The following is a 15,676-nucleotide window of genomic DNA, read 5'->3' on the forward strand; positions in this document are numbered from 1 at the left end:
CGGTGGCCGCGCGTCACGGGGTTTTGCGGGTGCGGTCCCGCAGCGCCTACGGGTCGAGGTCCGCCGTCGACTGCTCGTCGAAGATCCGGGCGGCCTTGGCGGTCACCGGGCCGGGGACGGCGGGCAGTTCCCTGCCGTCGACGGCGCGCACGGCCTGGACGTCGCGGAGGGTGGAGGTCAGGAAGACCTCCTCGGCGCGCTCCAGGACGTCGTAGGGCAGCTCGGTCTCCTTGGCCCCGGCCCACTCCAGGACGAGGGCGCGGGTGATGCCGGCGAGGCAGCCGGAGGCGAGGGGCGGGGTGTGCAGCTCGCCGTCGAGGACGACGAAGACGTTGGAGGCGGTGCCCTCGCACAGCGCCCCGGCGGTGTTGGCGAGCAGCGCCTCGGTGGCGCCGTGCTCCTTGGCGCGGGCCAGGGCGACGACGTTCTCGCCGTAGGAGGTGGACTTGATGCCGGCGAGGGCGCCGCGTTCGTTGCGGGTCCAGGGCACGGTCACGACGGCGGTGGTGTCGGGGCGCCGGGCCGTCTCGGCGACGGCGACGACGAGGGTGGGGCGGGCGGCGCCGCGTTCGGAGCCGAGCGGGGCGAGGCCGCCGGTGTAGGTGACGCGCAGCCGCCCGAGCGGCATGGGGTTGGCGTCGAGGACGGCCGTGCAGGCGCGCCGGATCTCGTCGAGGTCGGGTTCGGGCAGGCCCAGGGCGCGGGCGGAGGTGGTCAGCCTGGCGAGGTGGCGGGTGAGGGCGAAGGGGCGGCCCCGGACGGCCTTGAGCGTCTCGAAGACGCCGTCGCCGACGGTCAGACCGTGGTCGAGGACCGAGACGCGCGCGCTGTCGGCGTCGTACAGCGAACCATTGAGCCAGATCGTCACCGGATCGTCCCTCCGAGCGGCTGATGTGTGCCCGACGCTATCGCGAGCAGCCGGGAAGCCTTGAGCTCCGTCTCGGCCCACTCGCGCTCGGGGTCGGAGCCCCAGGTGATGCCGGCGCCGGTGCCGAAGCGGAGGACGGGGGCGGGGGTGGCGGTGCGGTCGATCCAGAAGGTGCGGATGCCGACGGCGAGCTGGCCGGTGCCGCGGTCGGCGTCGACCCAGCCGATGCCGCCGCAGTAGGGGCCGCGGGGGGCGGTCTCCAGGGCGCGGATGATCTGCAGGGCGCTCTCCTTGGGGGCGCCGGTGACCGAGCCGGGCGGGAAGGTGGCCGAGAACAGCTCGGCCCACCCGGCGCTGTCGGCGATCCTGCCGCGCACGGTGGAGACGAGGTGGACCAGCCCGGGGTGGGGCTCGACCGCGCAGAGTGCGGGCACGGTCACGGAGCCGGTGGTGCAGACGCGCCCGAGGTCGTTGCGGACGAGGTCCACGATCATCACGTTCTCGGCGTGGTCCTTCTCCAGCAGATCGGCGGCGGTGCGGCCGGTGCCCTTGATCGGGCCGGACTCGACGGTGCGGCCGGTGCGGCGCAGATAGAGCTCGGGAGAGGCGGTGGCGACCTCGACGCCGTGGGCGGGCAGGCGTATGCAGCCCGCGTAGGGGGCGGGGTTGTCGCGCGCGAGGAGGGCGGTGAGGGCGTCGACGTCGGCCTCGGCGGGCTCGGGCAGGGGCGCGCTGAGAACGCGGCAGAGGTTGGCCTGGTAGACCTCGCCGGCCGCGATGTGCTCGCGGATGCGGCGGACGCCCGCGGTGTAGGCGGCGCGGTCCAGGGAGCTCGTCCAGTCCCCGGCGGCCGGGCCGCGCCACCGGGCGGAGCCTGCGGGGCCGGGCGGGGCCGGGCGTACGTCGCCGAAGCGCGCGCAGGTCAGCCGCCCCTCGAAGTCCGCGACCACCGCCCACCAGCCCGTGGACTCCAGGGCTGCCGGGTCGCGGGTGACATCGCGCAGATCGGTGGCGAGGAGACCGCCGAAGCGGGCCATCGGAGGGAGGCTCGGGGGGAAGCTGTGCACGTCATCGAGTCTATGGCGGGGCCGTCCGGAGCGGCCCGGGCGAACAATCAGGGCAGCACGCTGCGGAAACGGAATTTGAGCTGGCGCTGGAATCCGCTAGAGTTCAACACGTCGCCGGGACGCGGAAGCGAACCGGGCAGACACTGCGGACGTAGCTCAGTTGGTAGAGCACCACCTTGCCAAGGTGGATGTCGCGAGTTCGAGTCTCGTCGTCCGCTCGAGTTGGGGGATCTTCCCGAACCCCCGCACTCCTGGTGGAGTGGCCGAGAGGCGAGGCAACGGCCTGCAAAGCCGTCTACACGGGTTCAAATCCCGTCTCCACCTCCAAGGACGATTAGCTCAGCGGGAGAGCGCTTCCCTGACACGGAAGAGGTCACTGGTTCAATCCCAGTATCGTCCACCAAGGTCTTCACGGACCTTCCCGCGCGATTAGCTCAGCGGGAGAGCGCTTCCCTGACACGGAAGAGGTCACTGGTTCAATCCCAGTATCGCGCACGCTGCACCTGCGGAAACGCAGTGCCGTCCCGGACGATTAGCTCAGCGGGAGAGCGCTTCCCTGACACGGAAGAGGTCACTGGTTCAATCCCAGTATCGTCCACCGAGGTCCTTACGGATCTTCCCGCGCGATTAGCTCAGCGGGAGAGCGCTTCCCTGACACGGAAGAGGTCACTGGTTCAATCCCAGTATCGCGCACACCGATCGGCCGGAGGCCGGGGCTCATGAGCTCCGGCCTCCGGCCGTTTCTGCGGGCTGATTGCGCGCGTGACGGCGGTACAGCAAGCGGTACAGCAATACGAAGGGCCGGGCGCCTCCCCAGGTGCCCGGCCCTTCATGCCGTCCGCCGTACCCCCGTCCCCACGGGGTTGATCCGCCGGCTTGTCCCCGGCCCGGGCCGCTCTCCCGGGCCCGGGGCGCTCAGCGCCCCAGCATTCCGGCGACGGACGACGCTTGTGTGACGACGGCGTCCCAGCCGCCGAAGAGGACGGCGAGGAACGCCGCGAAGGGCACCACCATGGCCACGGCGACCGCCGGGTGCCGGGTGCCGGAGGACCGCGGCGCGAAGAGGCCCGCGACCGTGTCCGCGGCCCGGTGACCGCGCGACCGGATGACCGTACGTCCCGCCGTGTCCGCCATGGTTCCGCTCCTGGTGTGTGGGCCCGTCCCCTGCCGTGCGAAGTCGCACGAGCGGCGGGCGTCTGACCTCGGGGGACGAGTGCTGCACCCGCCGCTCGATCTCCACAGTAGGGGCGCGGGCCCGGCCGGGCGTCATGCCCTCGTACCGATTGGCGGGCATCCGGGAGGATGAGCGGGCACCGCGCGGCTACTCCCCTGGTTGGACACGGACGTCCCCGCTCTTGGGGACTTCCCGGAGGGGGCGGCCGGGCGGACGCCCGGACAGACACCCGGACAGGCGCCCGGAGGGAGTGCGGGAGTGCGCGAAGAGGGTGGCCGGAAGCGTGCGGGAATCGCCCCGGCATGGGTGACTTCGGTCACTTCGCGCCCACTTCTGTTCTTAATGATCTTCACCGCCCCGGCAGCCCCTCCCCTGCCCGCCGCACACGCCCCAGCCGCCCCTCCCGCCTCTGCAGGAACGAGGCGCTCCGGGCCGGGCCCGGCCCCAATCCCCCTTCGGGCGCGGCTCCTTGGGCCCGCTTCCCCGCGCCGGGGGTACGCGACCGCCGCCCCGGGCCCGCGGCCCGCCGCCCGCGCCGGGTGCGGGCAATCCACTGGCCGACGCATGCGCGGCCTATCAGCGCGCCCGCCCGTCAATCCGTAAGCTGTGCCACGTCAGACGGACCGGGCAGCGGGGATGAAGATGGCGATGATGCGGCTCCGGCGCGAGGACCCGCGTGTCGTCGGCTCGTTCCGGCTTCACCGCCGGCTCGGCGCGGGCGGCATGGGCGTGGTGTACCTCGGCTCCGACCGGCGCGGGCAGCGCGTGGCACTGAAGGTGATCCGGCCGGACCTGGCCGAGGACCAGGAGTTCCGTTCGCGGTTCGCGCGCGAGGTGCAGGCCGCCCGGCGCATCCGCGGCGGCTGTACGGCGCGGCTGGTGGCCGCCGACCTGGACGCGGACCGCCCGTGGTTCGCGACGCAGTACGTACCGGGGCCCTCCCTCCACGACAAGGTGAACGAGGAGGGGCCGCTGTCGGCGGCTCAGACCGCCTCCATCGGGGCGGCGTTGGCCGAAGGCCTGCTCGCCGTGCACGACGCGGGTGTGGTCCACCGCGACCTCAAGCCCTCGAACATCCTGCTGTCCCCCAAGGGCCCCCGCATCATCGACTTCGGCATCGCGTGGGCGACCGGCGCGAGCACCCTGACCCACGTGGGCACGGCGGTGGGCTCGCCCGGCTTCCTCGCCCCCGAGCAGGTGCGCGGCGCCGCCGTCACCCCCGCCACGGACGTCTTCGCGCTCGGCGCGACCCTCGCCTACGCCTCCACCGCGGACTCACCCTTCGGCCAGGGCAGTTCGGAGGTCATGCTCTACCGCGTCGTCCATGAGGAACCGCAGCTCATGGCCGTGCCGGACGCCCTGGCACCCCTGATCCACGCATGTCTGGCCAAGGATCCCGAGGAGCGGCCGAGCACGCTGCAGCTGTCGCTGCGGCTGAAGGAGATCGCCGCCCGCGAGGCGCACGGCCTCTCCGAAGGCCGCCAGCCCCTGGCGCGGCGCGATCCTGACCGGCCGTCGGGCCGGCGGGCCGCGGAGTATGCGGAGCAGCGCACCGAGCGGCCCACGGTCAAGGCCCCGGCGCCGCGCCCGCACCCCCCTCAGGGCCGGCCGGAGTCCGGCCGCCGTCCGGCCGCGCGGCCGGGGCGGGCGAACGGCGCGCCCGGGGCAGGGCAGTCCGCCCGGGGTGCCGCGGGGGCCGCGGCACGGCGCGGCGGGCAGCCCGCGGCGCGTACGGGCGCAGGCGCCCGGCGGCCCCCGCGCGACCCTCGGCTGCTGCGGCAGCGGCTGACCGTCTTCGTGGTGGTGACGCTGCTCGTCGCGCTGGGCATCGCCGTGGCACAGGGCTGCCAGGGGCCGGAGCGGAGCGACAACGGGTTGCAGCGGATGCCTTCCGTGTCCCGGAGCGACGGGCCTTCCGCTGCGTCGGGCGACGGGCTCGGCCTTGCCCGGGGCGGGCGCTGACCGGCTGCCTCGGCGGCAAGGGCCGAGCCCGTAGGGCTCGAAGGCGTCAGTCCTGCGGGCGGCCCGCCGTCACCGCGTAGAACGACACGGCCGCCGCCGCGCCCACGTTCAGCGAGTCGATGCCGTGCGCCATGGGAATACGGACCCACTCGTCCGCCGCCATCAACGCGCGCGTGGACAGGCCCTCGCCCTCGGCGCCGAGCATGAGGGCGACCCGCTCCAGCCGGTGCGGGGCGGCCGCGTCGATGGACGTGGCCTTCTCGTCCGGGGTCAGGGCCAGGATCCGGAAGCCCGCCTCGCGCACGGTCTCCAGGTCGCGCGGCCAGGTCTCCAGGCGCGCGTACGGCACGGAGAAGACGGCGCCCATGGAGACCTTCACCGAACGGCGGTAGAGGGGGTCGGCGCAGTCCGGGGAGAGCAGGACCGCGTCCATCCCGAGGGCCGCCGCGCTGCGGAAGATGGCCCCGATGTTCGTGTGGTCGTTGACCGCCTCCATGACGGCGACGCGGCGCGTGCTCCGCAGCAGCTCCGCCGCCGACGGCAGCGGCTTGCGCTGCATGGAGGCGAGGGCCCCGCGGTGGACGTGATAGCCCGTCACCCGCTCGGCGAGGTCGGGGCTCACGGCGTAGACGGGGGCCGGCGCCTCGTCGATGACGTCGCGCATGACGTCGACCCACTTCGCGGACAGCAGCATCGAGCGCATCTCGTACCCGGCGTGGCGGGCGCGCCGGATGACCTTCTCGCCCTCGGCGATGAAGAGGCCCTCGGCGGGCTCGCGGCGGCGGCGCAGCTCGACGTCGGTCAGGCCCGTGTAGTCGTGCAGGCGCGGGTCGTCGGGGTCTTCGATGGTGATGATGTCGGCCATGTTCTCGGTCCTCGGTACGGGGTGCTCGGTCGCGGGGCGGAGTGGGCGGTGGGCTCTAGCGGCCGGTTCCGGTGCCGATCGTCACCACGTCGCCGATGACGATGACCGCGGGAGGCCGTATGCCCTCCGCCTTGACGCGCTCCCCGACGGTCGCGAGGGTCGCGTCCACGCGCCGCTGGGCCGCGGTGGTGCCCTCCTGTACGACGGCGACGGGCGTGCCCGCGGGGCGGCCGTGGCGCACGAGGGCCTCGGCGATGGCCCCGATGTTCTCGACGGACATCAGCAGGACGAGCGTGCCGCGGAGCCTGGCGACGGCCTCCCAGTCGACCAGGGAGCGCGGGTCGTCGGGGGCCACATGGCCGCTGACGACCGTGAACTCGTGCGCCACGCCGCGGTGGGTGACGGGGATGCCGGCGGCGCCGGGGACGCTGATGGTGCTGGAGATGCCGGGGACGACGGTGCACGGGATGCCGTGCTCGGCGAGCGCCTGGGCCTCTTCCATGCCACGGCCGAAGACGAAGGGGTCGCCGCCCTTGAGGCGGACGACGGTCTTCCCGGCCAGGGCGTGCTCGATCAGGGCGTTGTTGATGGCCTCCTGGGCCATGAAGCGGCCGTACGGGATCTTTGCGGCGTCGATGACCTCGACGTGCGGCGGGAGCTCGTCGAGGAGGTCGCGCGGGCCGAGGCGGTCGGCGATGACGACGTCGGCCTGGGCGAGGAGGCGGCGGCCGCGCACGGTGATGAGGTCGGGGTCGCCGGGGCCGCCGCCGACGAGGGATACGTGGCCGGGGGCGGCTTGGCCGGGGGCGGTGCCGGTGGCTGTGGGGGTGCCGGTGGCGGTGGTGCGGGCGCGGAAGTGCGGGGCCGTCAGGGAGCCGTCGCGCAGGCCCTCGATGATGGCGTCGCGGACGGCGGCGGAGCGGCGGGGGTCGCGGCCGGTGAGGACGGCGACGGTGATGCCCTCGCTGCGGCCGGTGGCGGGCGTCCAGGCGGAGGCGGCGTCCGCGTCGTCGCTGCGCACGGCCCACACGCGGCGGGCCTCGGCCTCGGCGGAGGCGGCGCGGTTGGCCTCCGGGTCGTCGGTGGAGATCAGGGCGTACCAGGCGCCGTCGAGGTCGCCGTCCTCGTAGCGGCGGCGCTCCCAGCGCACCTCGCCGGCGTCGGCCATCGCTTCGACGGAGGGGGTGGCGGAGGGGGAGACGAGGAGGACGTCAGCGCCCGCGGCGATCAGCGCGGGGAGGCGGCGCTGGGCGACCTGGCCGCCGCCGAGGACGACGACGCGGCGGCCGGCGAGGCGCAGTCCGACGGGGTAGGCGACGGCTTCGTTGTGCTCGGCCATGGGCGTGCGGGTCTCCTCGTGGGCGGGCGAATGCGCTGGTGGGGACACCCTACGGTGCGGCGGGGGGTCGGGGGCGGGGTGGGACGGGCCCTTCCGGGGCTGCATGATTTACGGCGGGTACCGTTCGCCGTCGAGCGAGCCCCCGACGCCGCCACAAATCACGCGTCACGCCCCTCCCAGGGCCCGTCCCACCCCACCCCCTCCCGCCGGTGGGCCGGTACCCGTCCGGGGGTGGACCCGTGTCCCTTCACCGGTACCCGGGCACCGGTCGCCCGCCGTTGGGTCCGGGCCTCTGTACTGCCCGGGCGATCCGTCATTCAGTAATGGGCGGGCGGGAGACGACCCCGCCGTAGGCGGGCGCGCCGCACCGGCGTGGTGCGGCGCCCGCCCAGGGCGTCAGCCCTTTTCGGTGACGCCCGCGGCGTCGAACGTGGCCACCTCGTGCATGGCGCGCGCAGCGCTCTGCACGATCGGCAGGGCCAGCAGCGCACCCGTTCCTTCGCCTAGGCGCAGGTCGAGGTCGACGAGGGGCCGCAGGCCGAGCTTGGTGAGGGCTGCGACATGCCCCGGCTCCGCGCTGCGGTGACCGGCGATGCAGGCCGCGAGCGCCTCGGGGGCGATGGCGCGGGCCACGAGGGCCGCGGCCCCGGCGCTCACGCCGTCCAGGATCACCGGCGTGCGCAGCGACGCACCGCCGAGGATCAGGCCGACGAGAGCCGCGTGCTCCAGGCCGCCGATCGCGGCGAGGACGCCGATGGGGTCCTTCGGGTCCGGCCGGTGCAGTTCGAGGGCGCGCCGGACCACATCGACCTTGCGGGCGTGCATCTCGTCGTTGATGCCGGTGCCGCGGCCGGTGATCTCGGCCGGGTCGGCCTCGGTGTAGACGGAGATGAGGGCCGCCGACACCGTGGTGTTGGCGATGCCCATCTCGCCGGTGAGGAGCGCCTTGTTGCCGGCCGCGACCAGGTCGCGGGCGGTCTCGATGCCCACCTCGAGGGCGGCCATCGCCTCCTCGCGGGTCATGGCGGGGCCCGTGGTGATGTCGGCGGTGCCGGGCCGGATCTTGCGCGGCAGGAGGCCGGGGGTGCTGGGCAGCTCGCCCGCGACGCCGACGTCCACGACGCAGACCTCGGCGCCGACCTGGTTGGCGAAGGCGTTGCACACGGCGCCGCCGCCCAGGAAGTTGGCGACCATCTGGGAGGTGACCTCCTGGGGCCACGCCGTGACGCCCTGGGCGTGCACCCCGTGGTCACCCGCGAAGATCGCGACGGCGGCGGGCTCGGGGATCGGCGGCGGGCACTTGCGCGACAGGCCGCACAGCTGCGCGGAGATGATCTCCAGCATGCCGAGCGCGCCGGACGGCTTGGTCATGCGCTTCTGCCGCTCCCAGGCCTCGCCGAGCGCCTTGGCGTCCAGCGGGCGGATGCCGCGGAGGGTCTCGGCGAGGAGGTCGTGCGGCTCCTCGCCGGGCAGGGCGCGGCGGCCGTACTCCTCCTCGTGCACCACCCAGGACAGCGGGCGGCGCTTGGACCAGCCGGCCTGCATCAGCTCGGGCTCGTCCGGGAACTCGTCGACGTACCCGACGCACAGGTACGCGACGACCTCCAGGTGCTCGGGAAGGCCGAGGGTGCGGACCATCTCGCGCTCGTCGAAGAAGCTGACCCAGCCGACGCCGAGGCCCTCGGCGCGGGCGGCGAGCCAGAGGTTCTCGACGGCCAGCGCGGAGGAGTACGGCGCCATCTGCGGCTGGGTGTGCCGGCCGAGGGTGTGGCGGCCGCCGCGGGTGGGGTCGGCGGTGACGACGATGTTGACGGGCGTCTCGAGGATCGCCTCGATCTTCAGTGCCTTGAACTGCTTGGCCCGGCCCTTCGGCAGGGACTTGGCGTACGCGTCGCGCTGACGCTCGGCCAGCTCGTGCATGGCCTGCCGCGTCTCCGCGGAGCGGATGACGACGAAGTCCCAGGGCTGGGAGTGACCGACGCTGGGCGCGGTGTGCGCGGCCTCCAGGACGCGCAGCAGCACCTCGTGCGGGACGGGGTCCTTGCGGAACCCGTTGCGGATGTCGCGCCGCTCGCGCATCACGCGGTGCACGGCCTCGCGCTCGGCGTCGCCGTAGCCGGTGGCGGCGGGCGCCTCGGGCTCCGCCTCGGCACCGGGGGCGTCCTCGTCCACGGGGCCGTCCGCCGCCGGGGCGGCCTCGGCTGTGCGGGACGCGGGGACGGCCGGGCCCGGAGCCTCGGCCGGCTCGGCGGGGGCCTGCTGGGAGGCCGGGATGCGGACCTCGGCGTCGGCGGGGGCCTCGGGTGCCGCCGCCGGGGTGATGACCTGGGCGGCTGCGGGGGCGACGGGCTGAGCGTCGTCCGCGGCGGCCGGTTCGGGCAAGTCTGCTGCGGACTGCTCGGGCGCCGGAGTCTGCGCTGCGTCCTCGGTCGCGGGTGCCTGCGGATCGGAGATGGTGGCCTGCTCGGTCTGCGGAACGCCGGCGGGGGCGTGCGGGTCGGACGGGGCGGACGCGGCGAACGGTTCGCCGGTGGGGGCGGCGGGTGAGGCGGGGACGGCGGTCTGCTCCGGCTGCGCGGTTTCGGCAGGGGCGGGTCCGGTTCCCTCCGGTGCGCCCGCAGCGGCGGTCTGCTCGGCCTGCGGGGCCTCGGCAGGAGCCGGTTCGGTCACCTCCGGCTCGCCCGTGGCAGCAGTCTGCGGGGCGGCAGGGGCGTTATCCGGCACTGCCTGGGCGTCGGCGGCCTGCACGGGCTCCGGCGCGACGGCCGGAGAGTCCGGCGTGGAGGCGGAGCCGGGGGTGGAGGCCGTCGCCGTAGCGTCGGGGTGGGGAACTGCGGCCTGCGCCTCTACGGCAGGCTCTGCGGCCTGCGCTTCCGCTACGGGCCCGGCAGGCTCGTCGGCGGTCTGCTCAGTCTGCGCAGCCGCAGCCTCCGCCACGGGCGCAGAACCGGCAGGCTGCTCCGGCTGCGGGACCTCGGTCTGCGCGTCCGTCACGGCCTCGGCCGGGACTGCGGCTTCGGCGACCTGCTCGGCCTGCGGGGCGGGAACCTCAGCGGCCGCCACAGGCTCGGCAGCGGCCGGAGCGGCGGCGGCATCCGCCACGGACACGGCACCGGCGGGCTGCTCGGCCTGCGCAACAGCGGTGGCATCCGTCGCGGGCACGGCGCTGACGGGCTGTTCGGGCTGTTCGGGCTGCGCGACGTCAGCCTGTGCGCCCGCCACCGCCACGGCCTCGGCCTGCACAGCGGCGACCGCATCCACCACGGGCACCGGACCGGCAGCCTGCTCGGGCTGCACGGCCGTGACCTGCGCCTCGGCCACACCCTCGGCAGCAACCGGGACGGCGGCCTGCGCCTCCCCCGCAGGGTCGGCAACGGCGGGAGCCGCCGCTTCGGCAGCCTGTTCTGCCTGCGGAGCGGTGGCGGCGTCCGCCACCGGTACGGAACCGGCAGGCTGCACACCCGCGTCCTGCGCGTCCACCGCGGGACCGGCAGCGACAGCCGCCTCCGGCGCGAGATGGGCCACGTCCGGCGTCTCGGGAGCCGCAAGTTGTTCCGGCATGCCGTCAGCGGCCGCATCGGCCGGGGCGGTCTGTACCTGGGGCTCGTCCGCGGGAATGACCGCCGGGAGGGCCTCTGCCGACGGGGCGTCAGCGAGAGCCGCTGCCTGGTCGGCCGGGGCCTGCGGAACGCCGGCGGGGGCGATGGGGGCGACGGCCTCGGCGGCGGGCGCCGGCGGGACCTCGGCCGGAACCGGAACCTGGTCTGCCTGAGCCGCGGTCTGCTCCGGCTCGGCCGCACCGGCCGGGGCACCGGCGGCCGCAACGGCCTCGGTGACCTGCTCGGGCTGCCCGGTAGCGGCACCGGCAACGGGAACCTCGGCCGCCGCAGGCTGGGGCACAGCCACGGCCTGGTCGGCCGCGACGGCCTCCGCACCCTGGTGCGGGTCCGGCACGGAGGTCAGCGCGGGCTCGGCGCCCACGGCGGGAGCCTCCTGCGCATCGGCCACGGCAGCCGGTTCGGCGGGCTCGGCCGCGACGGCGGGGGCCGCAGCCGCATCGGCCTGCGGGGCGTCGGCGGGCGCAGCCACCGGCTCGGCCTCGGCGGCAGGCGCCGGCGCCGGGGCGGCGTCCGCCACGACGGCGGCCTGGGGGGCCGCCTCAGCAGCGGCGCCCGGCGGTACGTGGACCTGCCCGGTGGCTGCGGCGACCACGGCGTCGATGGCGCTGAGCCCGGTCGAGGGCACCGCACCGGCGACCGGCTCGGCGGCGGCCTCGGGGGCGGCGGGGTGCCCGGCCGCCTGCTCCGGAGCGGGTGACGGCACGTCAACGGCGGGGGCGGCCGGGCCCGACGCCTGGGGCGGTACGAAGGCCGCGGCGGCCGGCGGCTGCGGCTGGGCGTCCCACGTGCCCGGCTGCTGCTGCGGCACCTCGCCGAGGCGCGGAGCCTGCTGAGTGCCCGTCTCGTCGGTGACACCGTCGAGGTATTCGGGGCCCGGGACGGGTGCCGCCGGCGGAGCGGGCGGGCGGACCGGGGAAGGGGCGGGCGCGGCCGGGCCGCGGTCGGCCAGCGAGCGGACGACTCCGCTGGTGGGGTCCGGGACGGGCGGGCCCATGTGCAGCGGGCGGCGCGGCGCCGCGGGGGCGGCGGGCGGCTGGCCCGCGGCGGCGGCCGGGGGGATGCGGACGTCGCCGTAGTCGACGGAGCCGGTGTCGCGTCCGCCGCTCTCGTGCGTACCGCCCTGGACGGCCGGCTGCTCCATCCAGGCGCCCTGGGCGCCCGGCATCAGCAGGAGGTCGTCCTCGTCGGCGCCGTCCGGCTCCGTGCCGTCCCCGTGGTCGAGGAAGGTGAACGTGGCTGGAGGGGCTGGAGGGGCCGGGGCTCCGGGGTCGGCAGGGGCTGCGGCGTCCGCGGGGAACGGCTGGCCGGGCAGCGCGCCTGCGTTCTCCGGCTGTCCCTCGCCCGGGAACTGGCCGGTGTCGGTCATGCGTACCCCTCGCCCATCGGTAGTGCTCCTTCCAACCGCTCACGCCCATAGTCAAGAACGAGCGTCCGTGCCTCGCGGCACGTTGTACGTCGCCCGCCCCTACCTTGCCGTGCCCCCGCCAAAAGGAGGGTGCGTTCGGGACATTGACGACTGTGGTGTCGGACACCGAGGGGCGGTACAACGATCCGCCAGCCTACCCTCCACCCGGCGGGCCGGGATCACAGGTGGGTGCGGCGTCCGCTCAGCAGGAAGGCGACGGACCGCTCGCGCTCGGCCCAGGCCGCGGGGTCCAGCTCCACGGCCTGGAGCAGGGCGCATTCGACGGCGTAGCCGCCTTCGGCGAGGGCGCGGCCGATGGCCTCGGCCTCGTCGCGGGTGGCGGCGTGGGCGACGATGCGCTCGGGGCGGCGTGCGGCGCAGGCGGCGACGACGGGGGCGCCTCCCCCGCCGACGCGGACGACGTCGGGTTCGGGGAGGTCCTCCAGGACGTGGGGGGCCGCGCCGTGGACGACCTGGATCTGGACGGCGTAGCGGCGGGCGACGGCGGTGGTGCGGGCGCAGGCGTCGGCGTCGCGGTCGACGGCGATGACGGCGGCGCCGAAGCGGGCGGCCTCGACGGCGGCGGCGCCGCTGCCAGAGCCGATGTCCCAGACGAGGTCGCCGACGCGGGGGCCGAGGCGGGCGAGTTGGGCGGCGCGCAGTTCGGTGGCCTCGCCCTCGCCGAGGTCGCTGCCGTAGGCGTCGGCGGGCAGGGCCCAGCCGCGGACGGCCGGGGGGTAGCCGGGGTCGCGGCCGGCGATCCAGCCGCCGGCGGCGCGGGGCCGGGTCGCCCCCCAGCCGGGGACGGCGGCGGGTGCGGCGCCGGCGCCGCCGATGACGATGACGACGTTGGGGTCGCGCCAGTGGTGGTCGGGGGCCTTGTCGGAGGTGAGGACGGTGACCTGTTCGCGCTCGGTGCCGAGCTCCTCGCAGATGACGAAGGTGCGGTGGACGTCGCCGAGGAGGAGGGCGAGTTCGGCGGGTCCGGCGCCGGGCGAGGTGAGGACGGCGACCTTGGTGTGGGCGCGGCAGACGTTGACGGCGCGGCGCAGGTCGCGGCTGTGGGCGACGACGATCTGGGCGTCGTCCCAGGGCATGCCGGCGCGGGCGAAGGCGGTGGCGACGGAGGAGACGGCGGGCACGACTTCGACTTCGAGGCCGTGCTGGGGGGCGCGCAGGGTGCGGACGACGCCGAAGAAACCGGGGTCGCCGTCGGCGAGGACGACGGCGGAGCCGCGGTGGCCGGCGATGCGGCGGGCGGCGAGGTCGACGCTGCCGAGGCGGATGCGCTCGGCGGCGGGCGGGACTTCGGGCAGGTCCAGGTGGTGGGCGGCGCCGGCCACGAGGGTGGCGGCGGCCAGGGCGGAGCGGGCCGCGTCCGTGAGTGGTGAGCCGTCCCACCCGATCACCGTGACCCGGTCGGCCATCGTCGTCATTCTCCTGGGCTTGTCGGCGGGTCTGCAGGTCTGTCGGCGGATCTGCGGGTCTGTCGGCGGATCTGCGGGTCTGTCGGCGGGGCTGTCGCCGGGTCTGCCGGCAGGGCTGTCGGTGGTCTGTCACGGGGTGCCGGAGGCGGGGCAGGGTGAGCGTACCCCTATTGGTCCGGACCTTCCCGGATCCCGCCTCAGGACCAGTCGCCGAAGGCCGCAGCGTAGCCGGGGTTCCCCGCGGGCTGCTCGCGCATTTCGTCGAGGTCCTCGGGGAGGAGGCTCCAGATGATGAGGTCGGTGCGCAGCTCGCTCCAGCCCCCGTCCCCGGTGCGGCCGCGTCCTATCCAGGCGTTGCGCAGCACGCCCTCGCTGATGCAGCCGATCTTCTGGGCGACCTGCTGGGAGGCCGTGTTGTCGGCTGCGGTGCGCAGCTCCAGGCGCTCGAACTTCTGGTCGCGGAAGAGCCACTCGGCGACGGCGAGCACGGATTCGCAGGCGTAGCCCTCGCCACGGGCCCAGGGGGCGACCACGTAGCCGACCTCGGCCGACAGGGCCCGCCAGTCGGTGTGGTGGAGGTGGACGCAGCCCACGAGGCGGTGGGTGAGGAACTCGGTGACCGCAAAGACGATTCCGCGCCCTTCGGTGCGCTCGGCCGGGGCCTCGCGCAGGGCCCAGTCACGGGCGTGGGCGGTGGTGTAGGGGTGGGGCACCGAGGTCCAGGCGGTGACGAGTTCGTCGCTCATCATCTCCGCGAGCGCGGGCACGTCCTCGGCTTCGAACGGGCGCAGCACCAGCCGGTCCGTACTGATGGAGATGTCCGGGAAGGTGGATGTCATGTGCTGCTCCAACGCCGGGGAAGTGGGCTCGGGACGGGGCGCTCCGGGCTTGAGTGCACCAGCATGCAGCATCGATGCGTGGGTGCGCCAAGCGCGTCGGCCCCGCGCACGCCGACGGGTGCGCGGGGCCTGGGACCACAGGGGCGGCTGTGGTTACGGAAGCGACAGCCGGTGTCAGCCCTTCACCGCGCCGAAGGCGGGAAGGACGGCGCCGTTGCTGAACTTCTGCTCGATGAACTTCTTCACCTCGTCGGAGTTGAGGAGCTTGGCGAGCTTCTGGACGCGCGGGTCGGCCTCGTTGCCCTTCTTCACCGCGAGGAAGTTGGCGTAGGGGTTGCCGTCGGCCTTCTCCAGGGCGATGGCGTCCTTGGCCGGGTTGAGCTTGTGCCCGATGGCGAAGTTGCCGTTGATGACGGCGGCGTCGACGTCGGCGAGGCGGGACGGGATCTGGGCGGCCTCGAGCTCGGTGAACTTGATGCCCTTGTCGTCCTTGATGTCCGAGAGCTTGCCGGCGGCGCCGACGCCGTCCTTGAGGACGATGACGCCGTTGTCGGCCAGCAGCTTCAGGGCGCGGCCCTCGTTGGTGGCGTCGTTGGGCACGGCGATGGTCGCGCCGCTGCCGAGGTCGCCGGCCTTCTTTACCTTTTCGGAGTACAGGCCGAGCGGCTCGAGCTCGACGTTGACGACCGGGACGATGTCGGTCTTGTTCTTCTTGTTGAAGTCGTCGAGGTACGGCTTGTGCTGGAAGAAGTTGGCGTCGACCTCGCCGTTCTGCGTGGCGGTGTTCGGGAGCACGTAGTCGTTGAACTCCTTCACCTCCAGCTTCAGACCGGCCTTCTCCGCGAGGTTGTCGCGGACGAAGTTGAGGATGTCGCCGTGCGGGGTCGGGCTGGCTGCGACGACGAGCTTGGCGGCCGGGTCGGCGTCCTTGCCCTTCTTCGTCGAGCTGCCGGAGGAGGAGGTGTCGGACGGAGCGCTGCACGCGCTCAGGCCGAGGGTGAGTGCGGCGGCGGCCGCGACGGCGGCGGTGAGCTTGACGGTGGTACGCACGAAGAGTGCCCCTCTTTCTGGATTTCCTGGGTTCACGAGGTGTTGCCGCCCGGCAAAGGG

10 protein-coding genes and 6 tRNA genes are annotated in these 15,676 nt (G+C 74.7%); 7 read left to right on the top strand and 9 right to left on the bottom strand.

Translation table 11 applies throughout. From position 1 onward, the window contains the following. Positions 1-46 precede the first annotated feature (46 nt). Positions 47-868, bottom strand: a complete 822-nt coding sequence (locus IE241_RS25445) for an aminotransferase class IV (RefSeq protein ID WP_190024168.1) — start codon at positions 866-868, stop codon at positions 47-49. After that, positions 865-1,905, bottom strand: a complete 1,041-nt coding sequence (locus tag IE241_RS25450) for a chorismate-binding protein (RefSeq protein WP_190024348.1) — start codon at positions 1,903-1,905, stop codon at positions 865-867. The genes IE241_RS25445 and IE241_RS25450 overlap by 4 nt, the downstream gene beginning before the upstream one ends. Positions 1,906-2,080: 175 nt before the next feature. Here IE241_RS25450 and IE241_RS25455 point away from each other — a divergent pair. From IE241_RS25455 to IE241_RS25480, 6 genes are all read left to right on the top strand, one after another. After that, a tRNA-Gly gene (locus IE241_RS25455) sits at positions 2,081-2,153 on the top strand. Between the two features lie 35 nt (positions 2,154-2,188). Next, positions 2,189-2,262, top strand: a tRNA-Cys gene (locus IE241_RS25460). 1 nt (position 2,263) lies between these two features. Continuing rightward, positions 2,264-2,338: transfer RNA gene (locus IE241_RS25465), tRNA-Val, on the top strand. 20 nt (positions 2,339-2,358) lie between these two features. Further along, a tRNA-Val gene (locus IE241_RS25470) sits at positions 2,359-2,430 on the top strand. 31 nt (positions 2,431-2,461) lie between these two features. Further along, a tRNA-Val gene (locus tag IE241_RS25475) sits at positions 2,462-2,533 on the top strand. Between the two features lie 23 nt (positions 2,534-2,556). Beyond that, positions 2,557-2,628 (top strand) — tRNA-Val (locus tag IE241_RS25480). A 222-nt stretch (positions 2,629-2,850) separates the two neighbouring features. On the opposite strand, the gene IE241_RS25485 is transcribed toward IE241_RS25480, so the two are convergent. Further along, positions 2,851-3,069, bottom strand: a complete 219-nt coding sequence (locus IE241_RS25485; protein WP_190024169.1) for a hypothetical protein — start codon at positions 3,067-3,069, stop codon at positions 2,851-2,853. Between the two features lie 682 nt (positions 3,070-3,751). Between IE241_RS25485 and IE241_RS25490 the strand changes: the two genes are divergently transcribed. Continuing rightward, positions 3,752-5,071 carry a serine/threonine-protein kinase gene (locus IE241_RS25490; protein WP_190024349.1) on the top strand — a complete coding sequence of 440 codons (1,320 nt, stop codon included), beginning with the start codon at positions 3,752-3,754 and terminating at the stop codon, positions 5,069-5,071. A gap of 46 nt (positions 5,072-5,117) precedes the next feature. Here the strand turns inward: IE241_RS25490 and IE241_RS25495 are convergent, their stop codons facing one another. The 6 genes from IE241_RS25495 to IE241_RS25520 form a co-directional block, all read right to left on the bottom strand. Beyond that, complete coding sequence (locus IE241_RS25495) at positions 5,118-5,936, bottom strand: TrmH family RNA methyltransferase (protein WP_190024170.1); 819 nt, start codon at positions 5,934-5,936, stop codon at positions 5,118-5,120. 55 nt (positions 5,937-5,991) lie between these two features. Continuing rightward, on the bottom strand, positions 5,992-7,275 hold the full coding sequence (gene cobA, locus IE241_RS25500) for a uroporphyrinogen-III C-methyltransferase (protein WP_190024171.1): 1,284 nt from the start codon (positions 7,273-7,275) through the stop codon (positions 5,992-5,994). 396 nt (positions 7,276-7,671) lie between these two features. Then, positions 7,672-12,261, bottom strand: coding sequence for a nicotinate-nucleotide--dimethylbenzimidazole phosphoribosyltransferase (gene cobT / locus IE241_RS25505; protein ID WP_190024172.1), 4,590 nt, complete (start codon positions 12,259-12,261; stop codon positions 7,672-7,674). Between the two features lie 218 nt (positions 12,262-12,479). Further along, the gene (cbiE, locus tag IE241_RS25510) at positions 12,480-13,727 is read right to left on the bottom strand and encodes a precorrin-6y C5,15-methyltransferase (decarboxylating) subunit CbiE (protein ID WP_190024173.1); all 1,248 of its coding nucleotides are present in this window, start codon (positions 13,725-13,727) and stop codon (positions 12,480-12,482) included. A 197-nt stretch (positions 13,728-13,924) separates the two neighbouring features. Further along, the gene (locus tag IE241_RS25515; RefSeq protein ID WP_190024174.1) at positions 13,925-14,566 is read right to left on the bottom strand and encodes a GNAT family N-acetyltransferase; all 642 of its coding nucleotides are present in this window, start codon (positions 14,564-14,566) and stop codon (positions 13,925-13,927) included. A 174-nt stretch (positions 14,567-14,740) separates the two neighbouring features. After that, a complete protein-coding gene (locus IE241_RS25520) occupies positions 14,741-15,616 on the bottom strand; it encodes a MetQ/NlpA family ABC transporter substrate-binding protein (RefSeq protein WP_190024175.1) in 876 nt (291 codons plus the stop codon). Between the last annotated feature and the right edge of the window lie 60 nt (positions 15,617-15,676).

Origin of the sequence: Streptomyces hiroshimensis (genome assembly GCF_014650335.1) — a bacterium.
GTDB classification, from domain to species: Bacteria; Actinomycetota; Actinomycetes; order Streptomycetales; family Streptomycetaceae; genus Streptomyces; species Streptomyces hiroshimensis.